The organism is Mucilaginibacter sp. SJ (genome assembly GCF_028993635.1).
In the GTDB taxonomy this organism is placed as follows: Bacteria; Bacteroidota; Bacteroidia; order Sphingobacteriales; family Sphingobacteriaceae; genus Mucilaginibacter.
In genome coordinates this window covers 5482569-5503991 of record NZ_CP118631.1, presented here as the reverse complement: position 1 = coordinate 5503991, position 21423 = coordinate 5482569, and the positions used below count along the sequence as shown (strand labels likewise).

Annotated in this window: 24 protein-coding genes; 11 read left to right on the top strand and 13 right to left on the bottom strand. The window is 42.9% G+C overall.

Going from position 1 to position 21423, the window contains the following annotated elements; genetic code table 11:
* Window positions 1–180: 180 nt before the first annotated feature.
* Window positions 181–1551 carry a magnesium transporter gene (gene mgtE / locus MusilaSJ_RS22955; protein ID WP_274987105.1) on the top strand — a complete coding sequence of 457 codons (1371 nt, stop codon included), beginning with the start codon at window positions 181–183 and terminating at the stop codon, window positions 1549–1551.
* A 98-nt stretch (window positions 1552–1649) separates the two neighbouring features.
* Here mgtE and MusilaSJ_RS22950 read toward each other — a convergent pair whose 3' ends face one another.
* The 4 genes from MusilaSJ_RS22950 to parS all read right to left on the bottom strand — a co-directional run bounded on the left by MusilaSJ_RS22950 (window position 1650) and on the right by parS (window position 5424).
* Window positions 1650–1982 carry a DUF3276 family protein gene (locus MusilaSJ_RS22950; RefSeq protein WP_090528014.1) on the bottom strand — a complete coding sequence of 111 codons (333 nt, stop codon included), beginning with the start codon at window positions 1980–1982 and terminating at the stop codon, window positions 1650–1652.
* Between the two features lie 343 nt (window positions 1983–2325).
* The gene (locus MusilaSJ_RS22945; protein ID WP_274987104.1) at window positions 2326–4113 is read right to left on the bottom strand and encodes an ABC transporter ATP-binding protein; all 1788 of its coding nucleotides are present in this window, start codon (window positions 4111–4113) and stop codon (window positions 2326–2328) included.
* A gap of 355 nt (window positions 4114–4468) precedes the next feature.
* Window positions 4469–4930 (bottom strand): RES family NAD+ phosphorylase, encoded by a 462-nt coding sequence (locus tag MusilaSJ_RS22940; RefSeq protein WP_274987103.1) that lies wholly within the window; start codon window positions 4928–4930, stop codon window positions 4469–4471.
* Window positions 4927–5424, bottom strand: coding sequence for an Xre family toxin-antitoxin system antitoxin (gene parS, locus MusilaSJ_RS22935; RefSeq protein WP_274987102.1), 498 nt, complete (start codon window positions 5422–5424; stop codon window positions 4927–4929). The genes MusilaSJ_RS22940 and parS overlap by 4 nt, the downstream gene beginning before the upstream one ends.
* A 205-nt stretch (window positions 5425–5629) precedes the next feature.
* On the opposite strand from parS, the gene MusilaSJ_RS22930 reads away from it, so the two are divergent.
* The 9 genes from MusilaSJ_RS22930 (at window position 5630) to MusilaSJ_RS22890 (ending at window position 11866) form a co-directional block, all read left to right on the top strand.
* On the top strand, window positions 5630–6715 hold the full coding sequence (locus MusilaSJ_RS22930; RefSeq protein ID WP_090528040.1) for a Glu/Leu/Phe/Val family dehydrogenase: 1086 nt from the start codon (window positions 5630–5632) through the stop codon (window positions 6713–6715).
* Between the two features lie 57 nt (window positions 6716–6772).
* A complete protein-coding gene (nusB, locus tag MusilaSJ_RS22925) occupies window positions 6773–7720 on the top strand; it encodes a transcription antitermination factor NusB (protein ID WP_274987101.1) in 948 nt (315 codons plus the stop codon).
* Between the two features lie 9 nt (window positions 7721–7729).
* The gene (locus MusilaSJ_RS22920; RefSeq protein WP_274987100.1) at window positions 7730–8170 is read left to right on the top strand and encodes a DUF1573 domain-containing protein; all 441 of its coding nucleotides are present in this window, start codon (window positions 7730–7732) and stop codon (window positions 8168–8170) included.
* Between the two features lie 16 nt (window positions 8171–8186).
* Window positions 8187–8516 carry a preprotein translocase subunit YajC gene (yajC, locus tag MusilaSJ_RS22915; protein ID WP_274987099.1) on the top strand — a complete coding sequence of 110 codons (330 nt, stop codon included), beginning with the start codon at window positions 8187–8189 and terminating at the stop codon, window positions 8514–8516.
* A gap of 182 nt (window positions 8517–8698) precedes the next feature.
* Window positions 8699–9649 carry a CdaR family protein gene (locus tag MusilaSJ_RS22910; protein ID WP_274987098.1) on the top strand — a complete coding sequence of 317 codons (951 nt, stop codon included), beginning with the start codon at window positions 8699–8701 and terminating at the stop codon, window positions 9647–9649.
* Entirely contained in the window at window positions 9649–10239 is a 591-nt protein-coding gene (coaE, locus tag MusilaSJ_RS22905; RefSeq protein WP_274987097.1) for a dephospho-CoA kinase, read from the top strand. The genes MusilaSJ_RS22910 and coaE overlap by 1 nt, the downstream gene beginning before the upstream one ends.
* 5 nt (window positions 10240–10244) lie before the next feature.
* The gene (locus tag MusilaSJ_RS22900) at window positions 10245–11183 is read left to right on the top strand and encodes an MBL fold metallo-hydrolase (protein ID WP_274987096.1); all 939 of its coding nucleotides are present in this window, start codon (window positions 10245–10247) and stop codon (window positions 11181–11183) included.
* Complete coding sequence (locus MusilaSJ_RS22895) at window positions 11183–11359, top strand: C1orf53 family protein (RefSeq protein ID WP_274987095.1); 177 nt, start codon at window positions 11183–11185, stop codon at window positions 11357–11359. Before MusilaSJ_RS22900 ends, MusilaSJ_RS22895 begins: the two co-directional genes overlap by 1 nt.
* A 57-nt stretch (window positions 11360–11416) precedes the next feature.
* On the top strand, window positions 11417–11866 hold the full coding sequence (locus tag MusilaSJ_RS22890) for a MarR family winged helix-turn-helix transcriptional regulator (RefSeq protein ID WP_091175216.1): 450 nt from the start codon (window positions 11417–11419) through the stop codon (window positions 11864–11866).
* Between the two features lie 274 nt (window positions 11867–12140).
* On the opposite strand, the gene MusilaSJ_RS22885 is transcribed toward MusilaSJ_RS22890, so the two are convergent.
* From MusilaSJ_RS22885 to holA, 8 genes are all read right to left on the bottom strand, one after another.
* Entirely contained in the window at window positions 12141–13229 is a 1089-nt protein-coding gene (locus tag MusilaSJ_RS22885) for a family 10 glycosylhydrolase (RefSeq protein ID WP_274987094.1), read from the bottom strand.
* Window positions 13222–14361: a carbohydrate-binding family 9-like protein gene (locus tag MusilaSJ_RS22880; RefSeq protein ID WP_274987093.1), complete on the bottom strand. Its 1140-nt coding sequence runs from the start codon at window positions 14359–14361 to the stop codon at window positions 13222–13224. The genes MusilaSJ_RS22885 and MusilaSJ_RS22880 overlap by 8 nt, the downstream gene beginning before the upstream one ends.
* On the bottom strand, window positions 14358–14765 hold the full coding sequence (locus MusilaSJ_RS22875; RefSeq protein ID WP_274987092.1) for an EVE domain-containing protein: 408 nt from the start codon (window positions 14763–14765) through the stop codon (window positions 14358–14360). The genes MusilaSJ_RS22880 and MusilaSJ_RS22875 overlap by 4 nt, the downstream gene beginning before the upstream one ends.
* 136 nt (window positions 14766–14901) lie before the next feature.
* Entirely contained in the window at window positions 14902–15489 is a 588-nt protein-coding gene (locus MusilaSJ_RS22870; protein ID WP_274987091.1) for a hypothetical protein, read from the bottom strand.
* A gap of 213 nt (window positions 15490–15702) precedes the next feature.
* Window positions 15703–16533, bottom strand: coding sequence for a sulfotransferase (locus MusilaSJ_RS22865; RefSeq protein WP_274987090.1), 831 nt, complete (start codon window positions 16531–16533; stop codon window positions 15703–15705).
* 27 nt (window positions 16534–16560) lie between these two features.
* Window positions 16561–17121, bottom strand: coding sequence for an adenylyl-sulfate kinase (cysC, locus tag MusilaSJ_RS22860; RefSeq protein ID WP_274987089.1), 561 nt, complete (start codon window positions 17119–17121; stop codon window positions 16561–16563).
* A gap of 282 nt (window positions 17122–17403) precedes the next feature.
* Window positions 17404–17778, bottom strand: a complete 375-nt coding sequence (locus MusilaSJ_RS22855; RefSeq protein WP_274987088.1) for a hypothetical protein — start codon at window positions 17776–17778, stop codon at window positions 17404–17406.
* A gap of 14 nt (window positions 17779–17792) precedes the next feature.
* Entirely contained in the window at window positions 17793–18815 is a 1023-nt protein-coding gene (gene holA, locus MusilaSJ_RS22850) for a DNA polymerase III subunit delta (protein WP_176629129.1), read from the bottom strand.
* 361 nt (window positions 18816–19176) lie between these two features.
* On the opposite strand from holA, the gene MusilaSJ_RS22845 reads away from it, so the two are divergent.
* Complete coding sequence (locus MusilaSJ_RS22845) at window positions 19177–19629, top strand: type I restriction enzyme HsdR N-terminal domain-containing protein (protein ID WP_274987087.1); 453 nt, start codon at window positions 19177–19179, stop codon at window positions 19627–19629.
* Between the two features lie 338 nt (window positions 19630–19967).
* Here MusilaSJ_RS22845 and MusilaSJ_RS22840 read toward each other — a convergent pair whose 3' ends face one another.
* Window positions 19968–21224, bottom strand: a complete 1257-nt coding sequence (locus MusilaSJ_RS22840) for an IS4 family transposase (RefSeq protein ID WP_274990478.1) — start codon at window positions 21222–21224, stop codon at window positions 19968–19970.
* Between the last annotated feature and the right edge of the window lie 199 nt (window positions 21225–21423).

Genomic DNA, 21423 nt, shown 5'->3' with positions numbered 1-21423 from the left:
CTTAAATCCTCTTAAATTATACCAAAAAGGCTATGAACCATGAACAATAAGCCATGAACTAAAAGCGTGCAAAGATAACAGAAAATTTTGCCTTGTAATTTGAAAAAATAAACGACTTTTGCGCACGGAAAAAAGAAGCTAAAATATTAAAACACCGATGTAAAAAAGGAGGGCCTATATATGGAAGAAATGGTTGAGCAAATAGAATTGTTGCTGGAAAAACAAGACGATACCCAATTACAGGAATATTTGAACAACCTCAACATATCGGATGTTGAAGAACTGATTGGTGAACTTCCTGAACATGGCCCCAAATTCATCGAAACGCTTTCGCTTAACCGCGCGGTTAACGTGTTCCGGATCCTTGAGTTCCCGGTGCAGGAGCGGATCATCAAAAAACTTTCGGGCCAAAAGCTTGAAGATCTGATCAATGAACTTCCTCCCGACGATCGCACAGCGCTTTTCAGCGAATTGCATGGCGACGCCGTTCAAAAACTTATCCAGAAACTTTCACGCGAAAACCGTGAGGAAGCTTTAAAACTTTTAGGTTACGAAGAAGAGAGCGTTGGTCGCCTGATGACGCCCGACTATATCGCCGTTAAACGCACCTGGGATGTAAGCCGTGTCCTTTCGCATATTCGCCGGTATGGTAAAAACTCAGAGACCATCGATGTTATCTATGTAATTGATGAGCACGGTGTTTTACTTGATGATATCCGGATCCGTGAGATCTTATTGGTAAAGCCCGAAACCAAGGTGAGCGAGCTAATGGATGGTCGTTTGATTTCCCTTAGCGCCAGTGATCCGCAGGAAGAAGCAATTAACATTTTCAGGATGAATAACCGCACCGCCCTGCCGGTTGTTGATCATAATGACGTACTGCTTGGCATAGTAACAGTTGATGATATCCTTTGGATAGCTAACGAAGAATATACCGAAGATATCCAGAAAATAGGTGGTACCGAAGCGCTGGATGAGCCATATCTTGATATCAACCTTTTTAAACTGGTAAAAAAACGAGTAGGCTGGCTTATCATTTTATTTTTAGGTGAGATGCTTACTGCTACCGCCATGGGTTATTTCGGCGATGAGATCTCCAAAGTAGTCGTGCTGGCCTATTTTATCCCGCTAATTATTTCGAGCGGAGGTAACAGTGGTTCGCAGGCCTCAACCCTTATTATCCAGGCTATGGCACTGGGCGAAGTTACCGTTACCGACTGGTGGCGGGTTATGCGCAGGGAAATTCTTTCGGGTTTAATGCTTGGTGTTTGTTTAGGTTTGATAGGTTTTTTACGCATAGCCGCCTGGAGCATGTTCAGCAATATTTACGGCCCGCACTGGATGCTGGTTGGCTTTACGGTAGGCGCTTCCCTTATCGGTATTGTTTTATGGGGATCGTTGTCAGGTTCGATGCTACCGCTTTTGCTTAAAAAACTTGGCGCCGACCCTGCTACCTCGTCGGCTCCGTTTGTAGCCACCCTGGTAGATGTTACCGGGTTGATCATTTACTTTACCATAGCAGTACTATTTATGAGGGGCATATTATTGTAACCCTCGCTTTCAAATAAATATAACACACGCAAAAAGCCCTGCTTCCAAATAAGAAGCAGGGCTTTAATTATTTTTAGTTTAATATTGTTCTGTAGTAGTTAGATCTCAAACGAAAAATCTTCGTCGGCAGATGCCCTGGCAATTTCAGGGTTCTCGCTATACTCATAGCGTTTTTCAACTACCTCCTGGTTTGATTTGATATAATCGATGGTATCTTTCAAACCTTCGGCAAATTTTTCAAAGTCTTCTTTATATAAAAAGATCTTGTGTTTTACAAACACCCCATCTTCCAAACGTTTTTTGCTTTCAGTAATAGTAACATAATAATCGTTTGAACGGGTTGCTTTTACATCAAAAAAATAGGTTCGCTTCCCGGCTCTCACCTTCTTTGAATAAACCTCTTCACGCTCTCTATTGTCAAAATCTCCCATATATATTTACCTGTAATTAGTTTTGGTTGGCATAAATATAAATAAATTTTCAAAGTGCAAGTATTTTATTCGTTATTATTGAGTTTTTTGAAACAAAAGTGTCATTTTTTTGTGTGGATCAGCAATTACAGGTGAGTTGTAAAAAGAGAGCGTACACCAGTTCATCTCCTTCACTGGCGCAAGTTTTGCGGGTTTGGCTGTGCGGAGGCTAACTTGGGCCACCTGTTACAATGCGGGGTAAATGTATAACAAAAATTATTTTATAAACTGTAAACCTTTTTTGGGATGTGACATTGTGTAAGTGTTGTGCGGAGGTTGCTGGAATGCTCAATGTGCCCATTTGTTACGCGTCCTGCTCTTCTTCCAGCAATTGTTTTTCGTAAAGCTCAAAGTAGGTGCCTTTAAGCTGCATGAGGTACGCGTGGTTACCCTGCTCAACTATTTCGCCGTTATCCATTACCAGGATCTTGTCGGCATTTTTTATGGTGGAAATGCGGTGGGCTATGATGATGCTTGTCTTATCCTGCATTACCCGGCCAAGGTTATTCAGGATCTCCTCTTCAGTACGGGTATCAACTGCCGAAAGACAATCATCAAAGATCAATACCTGCGGATGCTTAAATATGGCGCGCGCAATGGATACACGCTGTTTTTGCCCGCCCGATAAGGTAACGCCGCGTTCGCCGATAAGTGTTGTAAAACCTTCTTCCAGTTCAATGATGTTATTGTACACCGCGGCATCTTTGGCAGCCTGCTCAACAACCGGCATGTCCAGTACATCGGCACTAAAAGCAATGTTATTGGCAATGGTATCCGAAAACAGGAAAACCTCCTGCGGTACAAAACCTATCTGCGAACGATAGTTTTCAAGACTCAACGATTTTATCGACCGGCCGTCAATGGTGATCTCCCCGCCTGTAGTATCATACATACGCATTACCAGGTTGGCTATGGTTGATTTACCCGAACCCGTACGACCTATGATTGCCAGCATCTGCCCCGGTTCAACCGTAAAGGAAACATTCTTTAAAGCCTGGATACCTGTATCAGGATAAATGAATGATACATCATCAAACTTAATCAATCCCTCAACATGGTGGTTTTCTGCAACCGGCGAAATGATCTCAGGCTTTTCATGCAAAAATTCGTTAATGCGTTTTTGCGAAGCCGCAGCCCGCTGCACCAATGAGGTTACCCAACCCAGCGAAATAACCGGGAACGACAGCATATTGAGGTAAACAATAAACTCGGCAATATTGCCCGGGGTAATGTTACCTTTTATTACTTCCACACCACCAACGTACATGGTTATTACGTTACTCAGGCCTACCAGTAATAACATAATGGGGAAAAACAGCGCCTGTACTTTGGCCAGTTCCATGGAGTGCACTTTATAGTCTTCGCTTTCCTTTGCAAAGTTTTCGCGCACAAAGCCTTCGCGTACGTATGATTTGATCACCCTGATACCAGAAAAGTTTTCCTGTACAAAGCTGGATAAACCAGACAGGCGCTCCTGGATCATCTCACTGCGGTGATTGATGATATTGTTTACATAGTAAATAACACCTGCCAAAATAGGCAATGGCAGTACCGAAAAAACGGCCAGTTGTACGTTTACTGTAAGCATGGCATATATCACCATAACAAATAATACTACCGTATTGATAGAATACATGATGCCCGGCCCAAGGTACATGCGCACGCGGCTCACATCCTCAGTTACCCGGTTCATTAAATCGCCTGTGTTGTGCCGGCGGTAAAAGGCCAGCGACAGTTCCTGGTAATGGTTATAGATCTCGTTCTTTAAATCATACTCGATATGGCGCGACATGAGGATGATGGTTTGCCTCATAAAGAACAGGAACAGCCCCCTAAGCAAGGCCAGCACCAATACCAGCGTACCAAACAGAAACAAGCTGGTACCGAAAATATCATAGATAAAGCTTTGCCTGTCGAAACCCGAAAAAAGCTGGTAGGCTCCGATGTTTTCGGTGACCAAATCAAAAGCTACACGGATAACCTGTGCCGGCAGCACACCAAAAACGTTGGATATAATTACAAACAGCACACCCGGAATAAGTCGCCAGCGGTATTTGTAAAAAAATTTATTGAGGTACGCGAGGTCTTTCATTTATTATAGTCCGGAAGTCGGGAATGTCCGAAAGTCGGAAAGCCCTGACATAATAATCAAAAGTATTAAAATTTGAGGAGAGTGATTGGATGGAAAAGTCGGGAGGATGTAAGAAAGTTACATTGATACACTCGTAACAATCCCGGTAGTGTTCAATTTTTAAAAGTGTGAACACCTGCATATTTTTCTAAAATAAACACCATTGATAATCAATAGGTTACAAACAACACAAACGCCCTTAAAAGTCCAATTGAACACACACATCCTAATAATCAATCAGTTACAAAATCAAGAAGTAAAAAGTTGAACACCCGTTTTTTAAAAATTGAACACTGACGGGATCCTGTCAGTATGATCAGTCCTTTTTAATTAATCGCTTATCAAAAGTAAAGGGTTGCACATCACCTATTTTCAGCCGGGAGACATCCGGGTGCAATGGATTTATCAACACATTTTTAGCAAGAGGATCGATAACACTCGGAATATAGAGCAGCAGCGCGCTTTTTGACGTAAGCCATGCATTACCTATTCTTTTTAATATCACCGGTGCCGGATAATTATCCCAGCCGGCAGGCAATTGAGCCATCTCCAACTCTTCGCTACCGGTTGTATCCGGCACAATAATACGCATAATCACAAGGTCATTATGAATTTCTTCGGCTTGCAGGTGCACCAATACTTCCAGAATAGCTGTTGATGAATTTACAGAGGCATATATCACCGGGATATGGTCATGCCAGCGGGCCGATGACAGCAATCCTCCCCTGCCCGACAAGTCGTGTGCATATTTTTCCCTTGTAATACGATAAAGGATCATGAGTAAAACCCATATTCTATTTGCGAAAGCACATCGTTTACCATCCTTAAGCCTTCACTGGTATCAAGCAATTCTAAAGGTTGTTTATCTCCCAATGCCATATTGGGGCGCATTAACCATTTATCTACAGTTGCCGCGTCACCCAAAATATCAAGCCCACGGGTGTAAATACGCGTAAACTCGTAAAGGAAGTTTGATTGCTCGGGCGATAAGCGGTCGTCCTGCCCATAGCGGTTAAGCTGCCTGGTACTGATATGAAGTATATTAGAAAGCTGCGCCCTGGAAACATTGGTTTTTTCCAAAATACTATCAATAGCCCGCCTTGGTATCCCGCTTCTGATACAATCAATTACATCACTTTCCATATCGCACTTCATCTTGCTTTTAACATAATCCTCCGGGAAAAGAAAAGAAAAAACATACGATGCGTCCGTCGACCCGATCTCAAGATCGGCGATATTTATTTTCTTTGGGTGATTAGCTACCTCTGCCATAATGTCTACCAATATACAGACAAATGTCTCAAATTCAAAATTTGTTTTTATAATCTTACTGTAATCATAAAACTTAAATACCCCACTAATAGCTGCTCATAATTATTTAATAGTGATTTCATACTTGTTACCGGCTTAATATCTTTGCCAGTATTAAAAAAAACCTCTACTTTTGTGCGCTTAAAGACATTTACTTATAGTACTAATGCCTGAACAACATCCACCGGAATCTATATTTAGCCAACTTGACGCTTTCGGGCACAAGAAAGTTGTTTTTTGTACCGATCCTGATACCCATCTGAAAGCTATTATCGCGATCCATAATACAACGCTTGGCCCTGCTTTTGGCGGCGTACGTATGTGGGCCTATAAAACCGAAGGTGATGCCCTTAATGATGTATTGCGTTTAGCCAAAAGCATGACCTACAAGGCAGCGATAGCCGGCCTTAACCTTGGCGGCGGCTATTCGGTGATCATCGGCGATTCACGCCAGGATAAGAACGAGGCTTTACTGCGTAAATTTGGCCGGTTTATCAAAAACCTTAACGGCGAATTTATCGCGGCCGAAGACGTAGGCACCAATCCGCGCGACATGGAGTACATTAAAATGGAAACCAACCATGTCACCGGCGCCCCTGAAAACATCGGCGGTAGCGGCGACCCTTCGCCAATAACCGCGCTGGGCGTTTTGATGGGCATTAAGGCTTGTGTGAGGGAAATGTATGGCAGCGACAGCTTAACAGGTAAATCGGTTATAGTACAGGGCATTGGCCATGTAGGCGAAAACCTGGTACGCCTGCTCAGGGACGAAAATGTAAAAGTTTACGCCAGCGATATTAATGAGGAGCGCGTAAGCCAGATCTCCAAAAAATATGGCGCACAGCCTGTATCAAACAATAATATTTTTGATATCGATGCCGATATTTACGCCCCCTGCGCTATGGGCGGTACAGTAAATGATCAAACCATTGCTAAATTAAAATGCGGCATTATTGCCGGATCAGCCAATAACCAGCTGCTTGACGAGAGCGTGCACGGACAGATGCTGCTTGATAAAGGTGTGCTTTTTGCCCCCGATTATGTGATCAACGCGGGCGGTATTATTACCGGTTATTCGGAGTTGATGAATTTCAATAAAAAGCGTACCTTACAGCTTACAGAAAACATTTACGAAGCTACGCGCAATGTGTTAAAGCTGTCAAAAGCCGAAAACATTCCAACCATTAGCGCGGCCAATAAAATTGCCGAAAAACGCATTGAAGACATCAGAAAAGTAAAATCATCCTATTAAAACAATTAATTTTTATATAAACCGTTTGCATAAGCAAACCAAATCGTTCTTACAAAAATGTTAAACAGAAGGCACCTCCGGGTAAAGGTATTACAGGCATTGTACGCGTATCATCAGTCAGACACGAAAGATGTTAAGCTATTCGAGAAAAACATGCTAAACAGCATTGACCAGGTTTACGAAATGTATATCTGGATGCTATCATTAATTAATGAAGTAGTAAGTTTTGCCGCGAATGACGCGCAGGAACGCGCCAACAAACACCTCCCTACCGCCGATGACTTAAATGCAAACCTAAAGATCCTCACCAACAGGTTTATCCTGAGCCTGAACGATAATAAGGAGTACATTACAGCCTGGAAAAAGTACAAAGTTGACTGGACCTTTGAGCCCGAACTTGCAAAATCGCTTTTCATTATCCTTAAAAACTCGCCCGAGTATGCCGAATATCTTGCCAAAACAGGCGATACACTGCAAACAGATAAGGATATCATCAAATTCATTTTCAAAAAGGTTATCCTTAAATCATCATTAGCCGAGCAGGTTTTTGAAGACAGGTTTATTTTTTGGCCTGTTGATAAAGACGTGCTGCAGGCACTTATTGCCAAAACCTTCAAAAACTTTTCGCACGATGATTACAAGCTTAACCAGCTTGCCGAAATTACCGGCAACTGGGTTGAGGACCGTGAGTTTGTGGTAAACCTGTTTCAGCAAAGCATCAGGCACAATGAGGCCTACCATGAGCTGATAGCCGCCAAAACCCAAAACTGGGAGCCCGAGCGTATTGCCATGATGGATACCTTGTTAATGAAAATGGCTATAACCGAGTTTATTAACTTTAATTCTATCCCGGTTAAGGTTACTATAAACGAGTATCTTGAAATATCAAAAGAGTTTAGTACGCCTAAGAGTAATTCATTTATAAACGGTATCTTGGACAAGATTTTAATAGAGCTTAAAGCCGAAAACAAAATCAAAAAGATAGGCCGTGGCTTAATAGAATAATATTAAAAAATGAAAAAACTATTTTTAAGCTTAGTAGCAGCAGGCATGTTATTATCGGCCTGCAACAGCAGCAACGGCAACACAGCCGATAACGCTTCAAAAGCTAATGCCGATAGTGCCGCAACCGCAGCTAAGGCGCCGGTAGCTAAATTTGAAAAGGAAAGCCACGATTTCGGCAAGATCAAAGAAGGCGACAAGGTATCGTACGATTTCAAGTTCACCAATACCGGTAAATCGCCGTTGATTATTACTAACGCGCGTGCTACCTGCGGCTGTACTACACCTACCTGGCCAAAAGCACCGGTTAAACCCGGCGAAAGCGGCGTGATCAGCGTTACTTTTAACAGTGCCGGTAAAAGCGGTTTACAGGATAAACAAATAACCGTTACAGCAAACACCCAGCCCGCCGAAACCATGGTACATTTAATTGGCGAGGTTTTAAAAAAATAACAATTAATTTAAACAAATGATAGCTACTATTTTATTACAGGCTTCAAGCGGCGGCTTAGGCAGCTACGGTTCATTAGTGCCAATGGTACTGATCATCGTAGTGTTTTACTTCTTTATGATCCGCCCGCAGGTTAAAAAGCAAAAAGATCAAAAAAAATACGTTGAAGAACTTAAAAAAGGCGACAGGGTTATAACCACAGCCGGCATCCACGGCCGCATCATTGATTTAAACGAAACCACATTTTTGGTTGAGGTTGAAAACGGCAAGATCCGCTTTGATAAATCGGCCATATCGCTTGATGCATCAAAAGCATTGAATACACCGGCGGTTGAGAAGAAAGCGTAATTGAGCTTAAAGCATAAAGCTAAAGGCCGAAAGCTAAAACAACCTTAGTTTAAACTAAGGCGGAACGCTTAAAGCCGAAAGCAAAATATACTTATAAATAAAACAGCAAAAGCTGAAGGTTAAGAAATGAGCAATACATTTTTCGGCTTTCAGCTTTTAGCATTAAGCCTTCAGCTTAAAACATGGCAATAGTAAAATTATCGGCAACAGAACGCAGGCGGCTCTCGGTATTTTTTACCTGTTTGTCGCTGGCTATCATTGCATGGATTTTTACTACGCTGTCCGATCCGCTTCCTTACAGAGTGAAAAAAGTTTTAACTTTTAAAAACGCTCCGCAAAGGCGGGCTTTTCATTCGCTGCAGCCCGATACTGTTGATGCTACCATACAGGGTACCGGCTGGCAAATGCTGTTCTCCAGGATCAACAGCGATAATAAGCCGCTAACTGTTGATCTCCGCTCGCTCGAAACCCGAAATTATGTGGTTATTGACAGCATGCAACTTAAACAGATCAATATAGGGAAAGACCCGGCCAACCGGATCTTATCCATTGACCCGGATACGCTTTATTTTGATTTCAGTAACCGCCTTATCAAAAAGGTCCCTGTTCAGCTTACCATGGGCGTTAGCTATCAAAAGCAATTTGCGGTATCGGGTAACATAACGGTAAGGCCTGCTTATGTAACCGTGAGCGGCCCTGTTGAACGCCTGAAGCAAATCACCTCGTGGAAAACAGACTCGCTTAAATTCAGTAATGTTAATGAAACCATTAATACCAGGGTTAACTTAAAGCCCAGCAATGAGGGCAACCTGAATGTTTATCCCCGCTCGGTACAGGCTATTGTGCCGGTTGATGAATTTACCGAGAAAACGCTGGAGATCCCCGTAAAGCTGATCAACAACAACAGCTACTATAACGTAAAAGTGTTTCCGCAAAAAATTAAAGTCACTTTTACTACGTCTTTAAGCCGGTATGCCGATATTGATGAAGACCTGTTTGAAGCCGTTGCCGATCTTAATCTTTGGCGCGATAAGGGGTACACGGCCCTGCCGGTAAAACTTATCCATATGCCTCCCTTTTGTAAAGTGATAAGAATATTTCCTGCCAATATTGATTTCTACATAAAAAAATAATGCTTAAAATAGGTTTAACCGGTAATATAGGCAGCGGCAAAACAACCGTTGCCCAGGTGTTTGAATTACTTGGCATTCCTGTTTTTTATGCCGACGACGAAGCTAAAAAAGTAATGGTTACCGACCATGTGCTTATTGACGGCATTAAACAAACCTTTGGCGCACAGGCCTATTTTGATGATGGCAGTCTGAACCGCAAATATATATCGGGGATAGTTTTTAACAATAAAGCCGAACTTGAAAAGCTTAACGCCCTGGTGCATCCTGCCGTGTTCAGGGCTTTTGATAGTTTTGACCAGCTGCACAAGGATGCTCCCTACGTGATTCGGGAAGCTGCTATTTTGTTTGAAAGCGGCTCATACAAAATGTGCGACAGGGCCATCATGATCACCGCCCCGTTTGAAGTCCGCATTGCCCGCGTTATGGAGCGCGACGGCATTAGCCGGGCCGATGTTGAAAGCCGCGAGGCCCGCCAGCTATCGCAGGATGAAAAACTGAAACTGGCCAATGATGTAATTATTAACGATGGTAAACAATTGGTTATACCGCAGGTAATAGCCCTGCATGAACTGTATTTATCGCTCGCTTAGCATTAATGATACTTGACGATTTTGTTTCTTTTGACGAAAAGGGGCTGTACTGCAAATACGGCGACTTTTATATCGACCCGCAACTACCGGTAAAAACGGCTGTAATTTCCCATGCCCATGCTGATCATGCCATAAGTGGCAATACCAATGTTTACTGCACCCGCGCCACAGCGAGCATTATGCAGCTGCGGTACGACCGTACCGCCGCCAAAGTTTTTAACATAGCTGCCTTTAACCAGCCATTTGAAGTGGGCAGGGTTACGATAACACTGATCCCGGCGGGGCATATGCTTGGTTCGGCACAAATACTGATGGAGTATGAAGGCGCGAGATATTTATATACCGGCGACTACAAGCTACAGCCCGATGCCACCTGCGAACCTATTGAATGGGTTACCACCGATGTGCTGATCACCGAAAGTACCTTCGCCAATCCGGCTGTTATCCATCCCGATCCTGTTGCCGAAATCCGCAAGATCAATGATATCAAGAGTAACATTTTGCTTGGTGCTTATGCGCTTGGCAAAAGCCAGCGCTTAATCAACCTCATTACCGAACATGCGCCGCAAAAAAAGATTTTGGTACATCATAAAATAATGCCCATCAATGCCATTTATGAAAAGATGGGCTTCCATCCTGGCAAATACCAAATTTACGGGCGCAAACTGATGAAGGTGCAGGACGAGTTTGTTTATATAGTGCCGCCCTTTACGTTCGACAGTTACATCAGGGCCACCGGTGTTAAACGCCTTTTTGCATCGGGATGGAAAAACCTGCAGGTTAATAACCAGGATACCCTCTTTATATCCGACCATGTGGACTGGAACGATATCCTGCAAACCATCGCCAACACTAAACCCAAACAAGTGTGGACACTTCACGGTAAGGGCGAGCATCTGAAAGCTTATTTTAAAGATGATATCTTTGTAAAAATTCTGAACTGATGTTGCAGGAAGGCATTGATTATTATATCAACGATGATGGCAATTTTGTTTTTACCGAAGCCTATCATTTAAAGCGGGGCTATTGCTGTAAAAACAAGTGCCTGCATTGCCCCTGGGGCTATGGCAAGGTAAAATTGTTTGGAAATGGCACTGAATCAGACGGTAGCGATAAATAAATCAATGTTAAATTAAAAATAATTAAACATATTTGCATCCCATTCATTACTATTACTATGCGAATAGAAGACGAAATACAAAGTACCAATTTTGAAGACAACTACCACAAAGTAGCCATTAACGTGGCGTACACGCAAGGTTGGCTGGCTAACTATTTTCGTTGTCATTTTGAAAAACATAATATTACCCAGCAGCAGTTCAATATACTGCGGATCCTGCGCGGCCAGTACCCCAAACCGGCTACTATAAATTTGCTGAAGGAAAGGATGATCGATAAAATGTCGGATGCATCGCGCATTGTTGACCGCCTTGTTCAAAAAGGACTGGTATCACGCTGCACCAATAATAAAGACAGGCGCGCCGTAGATATCCGCATCAGCGAAGAAGGCCTTGCAACCCTTTCAAAAATGGATGCCGAGTTTAAAACAAAAGAGATCCTGAGCAATAACCTCACCGAAGATGAAGCTGCAACCCTAAGTGATCTATTGGACAAAATGCGGGGATAGTTTTTGTTTTGAGGCGAAAGGGAAAAGGTGAAAGGTGAAAGGTTTATTGCCTTGATTGTAGTAATCAAAAAAAATGTCATTTCGATAGAGCAGGGAAGGGAATGAACGTCGGGGCGAAAGAGAAATCTTGTACGCCCTGCCAGTGGCTATTCATGTGGGAAGCATGGCGTATAAGATTTCTCCTCACCCCCCTACACTTTTCCCAACAGGTTCGTCGAAATGACATTTTTATAGTACGCTCGTTTACAAACGAGCGCAGGTTTTTAGTTTAATATTACGAAGCCTTAAACACCGCAACCTCATCTTTCAGTATCGCCAGTACTTCCGGCCTTACATTACCGAAGAAAGACACGCCCATCGCGCCATTTTTAAGCGCCACCTGTATACCCGTGCGGATTTCATCATCACTCTTAAAATCTGATAAATACAGGCCTGCATACAGCGGAAACCTGCCGGCCAGGAAATGTACACCTTCGGCTACTGCGTTGCCTATCCAGCTCACTCCTTCCTTGTAAAAACCATGGTATATCATGGGGCAAATGCCGTCCATATTCCAGTTTGTCCAGTCCTGCCTTACGTTGCGACGGGCTACTTCGGGTGTAGGGAATACGGCCGCAGTTATTTGTTTTTTATGCTGATGGGCAACAGTCGAGATACCGTTAACCACCCGGGTTATGTTATTATACCTGAACAAGCGCCATGAAAGACTGGCTTCGGGGTATTGGATCTGATCGAGATCCTGATTATATTCTTCCCTGAATTTGGCTTTGCAAACGTCGCAGTAGCAAAAATCATATTCGGGCAGCTCTTTGGTTTGCTCAATTTTATATTTATCCCAAAGGTTTACCGGTAACACAACATCGCAGTAACGCACGTAATCCAGGTGGATGCCATCGATATAATCTTTAGCCAAAATATCATCGACAGTTTTGGTTAAATACTCCTGCACTTCAGGGCGCGACGGGCAAAGCCAGCGATAATACTGCACATACGGCGGATGATCGGCACATGATTCGCCTTTGCGGTTTTTGCTGTACCATTCGGGCTTTTCGTTTACCAGTTCGGCACGGTTAAAAGTCCAGATCCAGCGGTGGGCCTCCAGGCCTTTAGCTTTAGCGGCACGAAAATGGCGTTCGCTGTCGTTCTCGAAAAATATGCCGGTAATGCCCGATGCCTTGTAGGAAGCGTAGCGGGTGGCCAGTTCATCATCCGTATCTTTTGGGTTAGGGTTGATCCATACCCAGTTTTTCATGGCTTTTTTCTTGCTGTTTTTGGCAGCTTCAACAGCGGCGTTGCTTACTAAGGGCAACTGGGCAGCCACGCCGGCCAGTAAACCGGCCTTTAAAAATTCGCGCTTATTCATGGAATTTAGGGATTATCTGTTGCTGCACCAGGCCGTCCTGGTCAATCATATAGGTCGCTTTGGTTTTACTATCGGCAATATAAGCTATAAACTGATGGGCAGTTGCTTCCAGCTTAAGTTCATTAGCATGGCTTGCTACTGTTACCTTATTTTCAACACCCAGGTTGTTTAACGAGGTGCAGTATTGGTGATGATCTTTAAACCACTGCTTTTGCTTGTAATAAACCAGCCACAGGTATTTTTTTTGCTCTTCCGCATAGGGTATTTTAAACGTCGCGTCATCAGCCTCATGATCGCTGAAGAGGAGGTAGCCCCAGCGTTCGGGGTAATGCATGTTGATAAGTCCCTGGTTGCTCCAAACCCAGTTATGCTCGGGCAAATCACGACGGTTGTTATCCTGCTGCTTTACATACTTGCCGTTTTGCACTTTAGTATCATACTGCACCCGCGAAAAATTGATACGCCACAAAGTACCATCCTTTATCACAGCGTGGTTAAAGCCACCGGCTATGGCTTTAAATGGGATAGCCATTTCAACCGTCCAGCCTTTATCCGTATCCGTAGGATCATTCAGTGTGCCCTCAACTTTTACCGCCGACCGTAAGCCGTGCGCATCCCAACCGGTTACCGCGGCGCCGTTGTTACGGTAGGGTTTGGTCAAAAACAAATCGAAAATGGTATTGAGGGCATTCACCTCAATTTCAAAATAACTATGCGTGCTGTTGGCAGGATCGATAAACAGCTCAAAATCATTGTCTTTGTAAACAATATCATCATGATGGCTAAGCGTAGCCCAAACATGCGGATCTCTGATGCGGGCTGCTACATACAGGCAGCTATCGTCCCAAAGCATTTTAACGTTGGTTTGCAGCGGAGGCTGCGGTTTAAGACGGCCCTCAATATCCTGGAAGTCCCGGGTCCATTTGGCCTGCTGCCATACAGCATCTTCCAGATCGCCATCAATTACCGGCGCTTGCTTTACATGTTTCGCAACATAGCCGTAAGGGGTGGTAAACAGATCGGGAAAGGCGCTGAAAGCATCCTGCGCTTTTGCAAGTCCCGGCAATACCAATAAAACGGCGACAAGGCCCGACTTAACAAAACAACCCGTTAAGATGCTTCCACATTTCATTTACTGCCCAGCGCTAAGATGTAATCAAACTCTTCGCGCTTTACCCCCATTACCGATAAACGCCCCTGCCTTACCAGGCCAATATCCTGTAATTTAGGGTCGGCTTTGATCTGCTCAAGGGTCACCGGGGTTTTCAGGGCTTCAACCGGGGCCAGGTCAACCACTACCCAATTGGTATCATCGGTTGTGGGGTCCGGGTAAGCTTCCTTAACAACTTTGGCTATGCCTACAATCTCTTTACCCTCGTTACTGTGATAAAATAACACCAGGTCGCCCTCTTTCATTTCCCTCAGGTTATTGCGTGCCTGGTAATTGCGCACACCATCCCAAAAGGTACGACCATCTTTATTAAATTTTTCCCAGCTGTATTTAAAGGGCTCACTTTTTACTAACCAATGTTGCATTTGTACGGTATAAATTTTTGTAACGTAAAAATGTAAAAAAGGGAGCGTAAACTAAAATGCGCTACAGGCAATACAGGTATTGTTACAATGAAATTACGGGGTGGAGTGGTGATGTAGGGGTTAATAAAGCCTTTACTTATTCATTACTGGTTAACAACTGGGTTAGCCTTTTAGCATTTTGCGCGTTGATGGTGTTTGTTAAAGGAACAGAAGTGTAAACAGCAATTCCCTGGTCATCATCGGGGTGATAGCTCAACAGTAGTTTTACCGTGCGCGATTCCCACAGATAAACGTCCTGGTAATCATTTGGTTTTGCAGTAAAGGTACCGTACCAGTGCAAGAATTTACTGAGCATTTTATATCCCTGGTTGCGGTTAAAGAAAACATAAATATTTACTATTTTATTTTGCCAGGTACGTATACAAATATGGCTTGCTGTTAGCCCGCCTTCCAGCTCCAGTTGCTTATCAGGATGATATTCATAGGTAACACAGCTATCAGCGTCGGGCTTGCTGCCCTCACCATCAATGTAAGTTAAAGCCTGCTCCTGCTCGCCGGTTAACAAGCCGCCCAGGTTAAACCCGCCAATTCCGTTGCGCGCCCTTAAATATGCCAGCGACCCAATTTTCCCCGCTTGCGAAAAACCCGGCGAATGTAAACACATGATGATCAAAAGCCCCGTAACTACTCTGTAGGGCAAGTAGCAAAAAAACTTAGCTTTCATATCCTCCTCCTTCGTTTCACAACGGCTAAATCAGCACCGCGACAAGGGGGTACTTAAGCCATTGAGTAAAACGAATTTGGAGAAATAATTAACTGATTATCAAACCATAATAACGATTGTATCGCAAATTGGACTGCTTTTACACTTTATTGCACAGATATCTGTTTACTTCTTTCGCAACAATGTATAATAAACCTCAAAAAATTTCAGGAACTAATCAGTCAGCATATATTCTTTAAGCTGAGCCTGTAGTTTTATGGCTTGCGTAATAAGGGTTTTATCATTGATGTATTGCTCAAAAGCGACATCGGGGCCGATAAGGTTTTCCTTAAAAATGTCCTTAAACCTTGAGTACTTTAATGCCAGGTTCCACTTGTCTTTCAGATATTCAAAAACCTGTTCATCCTCGTCTTTCAGCATCGAATAATTAACAACTACAAAAGCATCCCGGGGCAGTGTTTCAATACATTTCAAAATATCCTGGTTGTAGGCTATCCAAACTTTCAGGTATTCGGTAGCGTATTCATTATAAAACTGCACCATGCGGCGCGACCGTCTGAATTTCATCCATACCAGTCTTGAAAAATATTTACGCGCCATGTATCTGTTTTCCACCCATTTAAATTCGCGCCGTAAAAGTGAGCTCACTACCGACTGATAATCGCGCAGGATAACCAGGTAGCAGGCATCGGGCAGCAGTTCTTTATATACATCCAGGAACAGGCATGTCCGCGGGTCTTTCCAGCCCCATTGGTCGTATAACTGTTGTTTAACTTTAATAATGCTTTTAAGCTTTTCCTTTTCGTACAAGGTAAACTGCGCCACATGCTCAACCGTAAGCCCTGTTGTGGGCAGGTTATGGCCGGCCAGGATCTCTTCGTGCATTTTTAAAAATTCAATATCTTCAAAATGCCCTTCCACATTGCCGTACCCGCCAGGTACCAGTTTTTCGCCGGTTTGCAGGCCGCATTTGCTTAACCATTGGGTAATAAGCGAGGTACCGGAACGGTGCATCCCGGTAATGATCAGTACTCTTTTTTGCATAAAACTGTTATAAGCGTCCTTTTTTTGTCAGGTATAGCTTGGTATTTTATTAATCTGCTTAACAGGATGCAGATTATTGATAATATAATAAAGCAGTGAAGAGGTACTTTGTTGTATGGTATAATTGCAGGTATCAATGTACAGATCAGGCTTAACAGGTACATCAAACCTATCGTTAATACCTGTCAGGTTGGTTAGTTTATCCGGGTGCCCATCAGGCAGCAGCGCCCGTTTATATAAACCTTTGGTATCGCGGCTTATCAACTTTTTCACCGGGCAATCCACGTGGACAATGCTTACATGATCATATTTTTCGGCAAGTTCCTGCCTAATATCGTCATATGGATTTATAGCACTCACAATGGTAACAATACCCTGTGCGCTAAAACGGCTGGCCACAAAGCCGAGGCGGCGGATGTTCTCGTTCCGGTCTTCCTTACTAAAACCCAGATCGCGGCAAAGTGCAGCACGATATTCATCACCGTCAATGATCTCAATTTTAATGCCCAGGCTTGTTAATTCGGCGGCTACACTTTTTGCCAAAGTTGTTTTTCCAGCGCCCGATAATCCACAAAATAAAAGTATCATGACCGTAATTTCTAAGTAGTATACCTTGTTAATTAGCCCAAAACATTTGCTTAGGATAAGTGAACTTAGGAAATTAATCGGCTGATGAATTTTGTTACATTGTAAATAATCAATTACATGTAAACCAGCGAGATAGAAAGTCAGGCTAAAAACCTGCTTATGCCGGCTAATAATGAAGTTTTAGTGAATAACCGTATGTATACGGTCAAACACTAACCAATGCTACACTTAACAAAAATGTTACATTATTTAATTTATTAGAAATGATTTTGGAGAGCTTTTTTAAATTTCTTCAGCAACAGGCCCTTCCTTATCCGGTATAAAAAGCAAAACAAGCGCACTTATTTGTAATAGGTCGATGACTATGGCGATGCATCCCGCGTAGATATTTGCTTTAAAAGTTGCGGGGAGGTTTATAGCGTCAGGTGTTATAGTTAAGATTAATAAAAGCAATAACACCCACTTGGCCCATTTATAGCCCGTCCTGATAAAGAAAGCCAGTAAAAGTAAAATACCCAGCGCAATGCACGTTGCTAAAGCGATTTGAAAAGAAGCCGACCTTCCGCCGTTCAAATAATAATAAACCAGGTACAAAACCGCCGATACGCGAATAAGCGTGGAGGCAATATTGGCTTTTGCTTGTGATGATAGGCTCATAAAGAGATTTAGGATCAATGCAGGATCTTAAACATCAGCTCCTTCATCAACTCACCGTGCGGCGCGTTTGATTCAACGCCTTTGCTTTTCAAATCATACTCGCGCAGATAGCTGATCACCTGGAAAATTTTACCAAGCGGGTAGTTACGGGCGGCCTGCTCATAATCTTTAATAAAGTATGGGTTAACGCCCATTTCGCGGGCAAGGTTTTGCGGGGTTTTATCTTTTACGTAATGGTACACCAGCACCTTGCTGAAAAAGTTATTCAGGTTGCCGAGCACCAAAACAATGGGATTTGATTTGGGATTGGCTTCAAAGTAATTGATGATCTGGTTTACCTTGTAAGCATCTTTTTTGGTGAGGGCTGTTTGCAGCTCAAATACATTGTACTCCTTACTGATACCAATATTATCCTGGATATGCTTCAGGGTAATCTCCTGCCCGGCGCTAACATTCAGCATCAGTTTTTCGAGCTCGTTGGCAATTTTAGCCAGGTCGTTGCCCAGGTACTCGGCAATCATGGCCGATCCCTGCTGGTTCATTTTGTAGCCCTTCTCGCTTACATAACCTTCAACCCAGGCCGGCACCTTATTATCATATAAAGTAGCCGATTCAAAAATAAGCCCGTTCTTTTCAATGGCCTTGTACGTTTTTTTACGCTTATCAAATTTGCCGTATTTATAGCAAAAAACAAGAATAGTACTTGGCAGCGGATTTTCAAGATAGCTCAATACCGGATCAATGCTTTTTTTATTGTCATCGTCCTTGCCCCATTTCATGTCTTGTGCTTCTTTTACCAGTACCACCTGGTAATCGGCCATCATGGGGTAACGCTTGGCGGCATTGAGCACGGTCATGATGTCGGTATCCTTACCGTAAACTACGGTTTGATTGAAGCCGCGTTCGTGCTCAGGCAACAAGTGATGCTCAATGTAATTGCTTACCAGGTCGATAAAATAAGGTTCCTCACCATGCAACAGGTACAGCGGTTTAAACTTACGGTTCTTAAGGTCCTTTAATATCTCGGCAGCAGTCATATTTCGACGTCAAAAGTACTAAGTCGAAAGTCAAAAGTGGAATGTATTTTAATTTAGGGCGATGCAATGATATAAACAGGAAAATTGCTTTTAAAATCTATGTTGACATGAGGCGAATGGATAAGAAATTTTTACACTAATTTTTTCAAATTAATCGAATTACACGAATTTTAAATTTATGTAATTGAAAAATTCGTGTAATTCGATTAATTGTAGTAAGAATGAAGATAATTCGTGTGAAAATTTTATTGCTATTTTTTCAATGCATCGAATTACCTCAAAGGCGTTTCCCTGATAATATATTTATTAATTTTGAAGCCCGACTCAAGACTCATAACTTTCGACTTAAGACTTCGCAAAAATGCTCCAACCGCTTAACCTGCCACCCTACCCTTTTAAAATAAGCGACGATAACGGAACATTAACGCTTTTTGACGAGATCCGTAAGAAAACCATCATCATTACACCCGAAGAGTGGGTACGCCAGCATTTTGTACAATACCTTATCAAACAAAAAAACTATCCCCGCTCATTAATTAAGCTGGAAGGCGGCCTCAAGCTCAACACCCTGCAAAAACGTACCGACATTGTGGTGTTTAACCCCGACGGGCAACGCATTTTAATGGTTGAATGTAAAGCGCCTTCAGTAACTATCGATCAAAAAACCTTCGACCAGATTGCCCGGTATAACATGGTGCATAAGGTTTCATTGCTGGCGGTAAGCAATGGCCTGCAGCACTATTACTGTACTATCGATCATGAAAAATGTACTTACCAGTTTATTGAAGAACTGCCTGGGTATGTTAAGGGTTAGAAAATCACCTTTAGCCCTTTGTCATCCTATGCGATGGTAAAGAATCTTCTTCGATACGCAGTAGCCGCTATACGGCCATAGCCGTTAACTTAAGAAGTTAATTCAGCGTAAACGAATCAAACTCCCCTCTCGAGAGCATAGCCGTCAATTTAAGCGAAAGCAATAAAAAAGAGTTTGTTTTTTTGAGATTGAGGGCAGAACGTAGTTTGCCCGTAAAGGCAAACTTTATGTATTTTTGCTCTCATAGTTTTATTTCTATTTTTTTGAAAGGCAGATCGGTAAAGGGTTCTGCCTTTCTCTTTGTTTACACCTAAAGATAGCATTTAATATATTGATTATCAAATAATTATTACAATTTCCTCTGTTTTGAGCCGTCCTTTTTTCTGCTCTTTAAGCAGTTTGTAAAACGGAAGCTGTTCGAGCATATCCAGCCACTTACTGCTTAATCCCCACAATTGCAGCCTTAGCTCCTGCATACCTGATGCTATAAAACTGTGTACCTTGAGGATACTTACCTCGCCGATCTTACCGATTGACATTGTTATCTTCCAGCTTAACATAGCCCATAATAGTTTGCTGTAAAGTGCACAGGTGATACGGTGGGTATTTCCTTTAGGCATCTGATGGATCTTCAACGATGATTTCCAGCCTTTGAACACCAACTCGATCTGCCAGCGGAGATGATAGAGTTTCCGGATCAGTTCGGCACTGTAAGTGCTATCCAGGTTGGTTACAATGAAATTAAAGCCTGCTCTGAGCTTGAAAAGCGCTGTTGTCTGATGGCCTTTCTTTTTGTTGTATTTATCGGTATGGCTTATCCGGTTGTTTTTTATTTCATCACTTACCGGTTCAATAATCATCCGGACAGGTAGCTTGTCTTTTCCAATATAAACTAAACCGTCAAATGCTTTTCCTGATTTTTGTAAAGCGGTCAGGTCCAGCTCCTGGTATACTTCATTACGCAGAATGTGTATCGATGTTTTGGGGCTTAACTTATTGACAAAGAATGCCTTCTTTTCGATAATGTTGCTCATATAAGCAATATGGCTATAACCCAGGTCTCTCATGTATAATACACCCGGTCGAATCATCTGCTGATCGAGGTGGCTTTCTTTCTGGTCATTGCAATTGCCCGGTGTTAGCCTGATATCACAACTTCCACTTTTGATCCCAAACTCAAACTGCAGGGCCGCGCCAGCTTTTATCCCGCAGCCTTTTGTCCCCGGATAAACATCCGCCATTGCCTCCGGTAAGGCAAAACGTGTGGAATCTTTGATGTTGATCTCAAGCCCTTGTATCTCTCTACAAGGCAATTCTATCGCTAAAAGTCGCTCCAGAGCCCCTTTGATAAACTCCGTCAGCCCTTCATTATACTTTTGATGCAGGGCCTGTTTTGATATATTAAGTGAATGCCTTAACATCAGCTGCATACTCATGCCATTAAATGATTGATTGCTGTCAAATAGCAGCGTATCCAGAAGATCTGATCCGCTTATCTTCCTTAAACGTTTGATCACTCCCGTGTTTTTAGCAAGGGTATCAAGAAATCCATGGTCAAATAATTCCGCTTTTAAGCGTTTAAATAACCCTGTCAGGTTTGGTTGGCCGATTCTTGCTCTTAAAAATTTTTATACTACTCCTTAAATTGACGGCTATGCTCTCGAGAGGGGGCGCGTTGGAAAAGAGCTGGAGCAGGGGTGTGTTATACAAGCGATAAGTCGTACGTAGAGTGACACACCCCTCCACCCCTCTCAAGAGGGGAATCGCACTTCCCTTCGCTTCTTAGGCGTTTTT

Excerpts from the sequence above, each read along its gene's own strand:
- mgtE (WP_274987105.1), top strand. The coding sequence starts at position 181 with ATGGAAGAAATGGTTGAGCAAATAGAATTGTTGCTGGAAAAACAAGAC.
- MusilaSJ_RS22950 (WP_090528014.1), bottom strand. The coding sequence starts at position 1,982 with ATGGGAGATTTTGACAATAGAGAGCGTGAAGAGGTTTATTCAAAGAAG.
- MusilaSJ_RS22945 (WP_274987104.1), bottom strand. The coding sequence starts at position 4,113 with ATGAAAGACCTCGCGTACCTCAATAAATTTTTTTACAAATACCGCTGG.
- MusilaSJ_RS22940 (WP_274987103.1), bottom strand. The coding sequence starts at position 4,930 with ATGATCCTTTATCGTATTACAAGGGAAAAATATGCACACGACTTGTCG.
- parS (WP_274987102.1), bottom strand. The coding sequence starts at position 5,424 with ATGGCAGAGGTAGCTAATCACCCAAAGAAAATAAATATCGCCGATCTT.
- MusilaSJ_RS22930 (WP_090528040.1), top strand. The coding sequence starts at position 5,630 with ATGCCTGAACAACATCCACCGGAATCTATATTTAGCCAACTTGACGCT.
- nusB (WP_274987101.1), top strand. The coding sequence starts at position 6,773 with ATGTTAAACAGAAGGCACCTCCGGGTAAAGGTATTACAGGCATTGTAC.
- MusilaSJ_RS22920 (WP_274987100.1), top strand. The coding sequence starts at position 7,730 with ATGAAAAAACTATTTTTAAGCTTAGTAGCAGCAGGCATGTTATTATCG.
- yajC (WP_274987099.1), top strand. The coding sequence starts at position 8,187 with ATGATAGCTACTATTTTATTACAGGCTTCAAGCGGCGGCTTAGGCAGC.
- MusilaSJ_RS22910 (WP_274987098.1), top strand. The coding sequence starts at position 8,699 with ATGGCAATAGTAAAATTATCGGCAACAGAACGCAGGCGGCTCTCGGTA.
- coaE (WP_274987097.1), top strand. The coding sequence starts at position 9,649 with ATGCTTAAAATAGGTTTAACCGGTAATATAGGCAGCGGCAAAACAACC.
- MusilaSJ_RS22900 (WP_274987096.1), top strand. The coding sequence starts at position 10,245 with ATGATACTTGACGATTTTGTTTCTTTTGACGAAAAGGGGCTGTACTGC.
- MusilaSJ_RS22895 (WP_274987095.1), top strand. The coding sequence starts at position 11,183 with ATGTTGCAGGAAGGCATTGATTATTATATCAACGATGATGGCAATTTT.
- MusilaSJ_RS22890 (WP_091175216.1), top strand. The coding sequence starts at position 11,417 with ATGCGAATAGAAGACGAAATACAAAGTACCAATTTTGAAGACAACTAC.
- MusilaSJ_RS22885 (WP_274987094.1), bottom strand. The coding sequence starts at position 13,229 with ATGAATAAGCGCGAATTTTTAAAGGCCGGTTTACTGGCCGGCGTGGCT.
- MusilaSJ_RS22880 (WP_274987093.1), bottom strand. The coding sequence starts at position 14,361 with ATGAAATGTGGAAGCATCTTAACGGGTTGTTTTGTTAAGTCGGGCCTT.
- MusilaSJ_RS22875 (WP_274987092.1), bottom strand. The coding sequence starts at position 14,765 with ATGCAACATTGGTTAGTAAAAAGTGAGCCCTTTAAATACAGCTGGGAA.
- MusilaSJ_RS22870 (WP_274987091.1), bottom strand. The coding sequence starts at position 15,489 with ATGAAAGCTAAGTTTTTTTGCTACTTGCCCTACAGAGTAGTTACGGGG.
- MusilaSJ_RS22865 (WP_274987090.1), bottom strand. The coding sequence starts at position 16,533 with ATGCAAAAAAGAGTACTGATCATTACCGGGATGCACCGTTCCGGTACC.
- cysC (WP_274987089.1), bottom strand. The coding sequence starts at position 17,121 with ATGATACTTTTATTTTGTGGATTATCGGGCGCTGGAAAAACAACTTTG.
- MusilaSJ_RS22855 (WP_274987088.1), bottom strand. The coding sequence starts at position 17,778 with ATGAGCCTATCATCACAAGCAAAAGCCAATATTGCCTCCACGCTTATT.
- holA (WP_176629129.1), bottom strand. The coding sequence starts at position 18,815 with ATGACTGCTGCCGAGATATTAAAGGACCTTAAGAACCGTAAGTTTAAA.
- MusilaSJ_RS22845 (WP_274987087.1), top strand. The coding sequence starts at position 19,177 with ATGCTCCAACCGCTTAACCTGCCACCCTACCCTTTTAAAATAAGCGAC.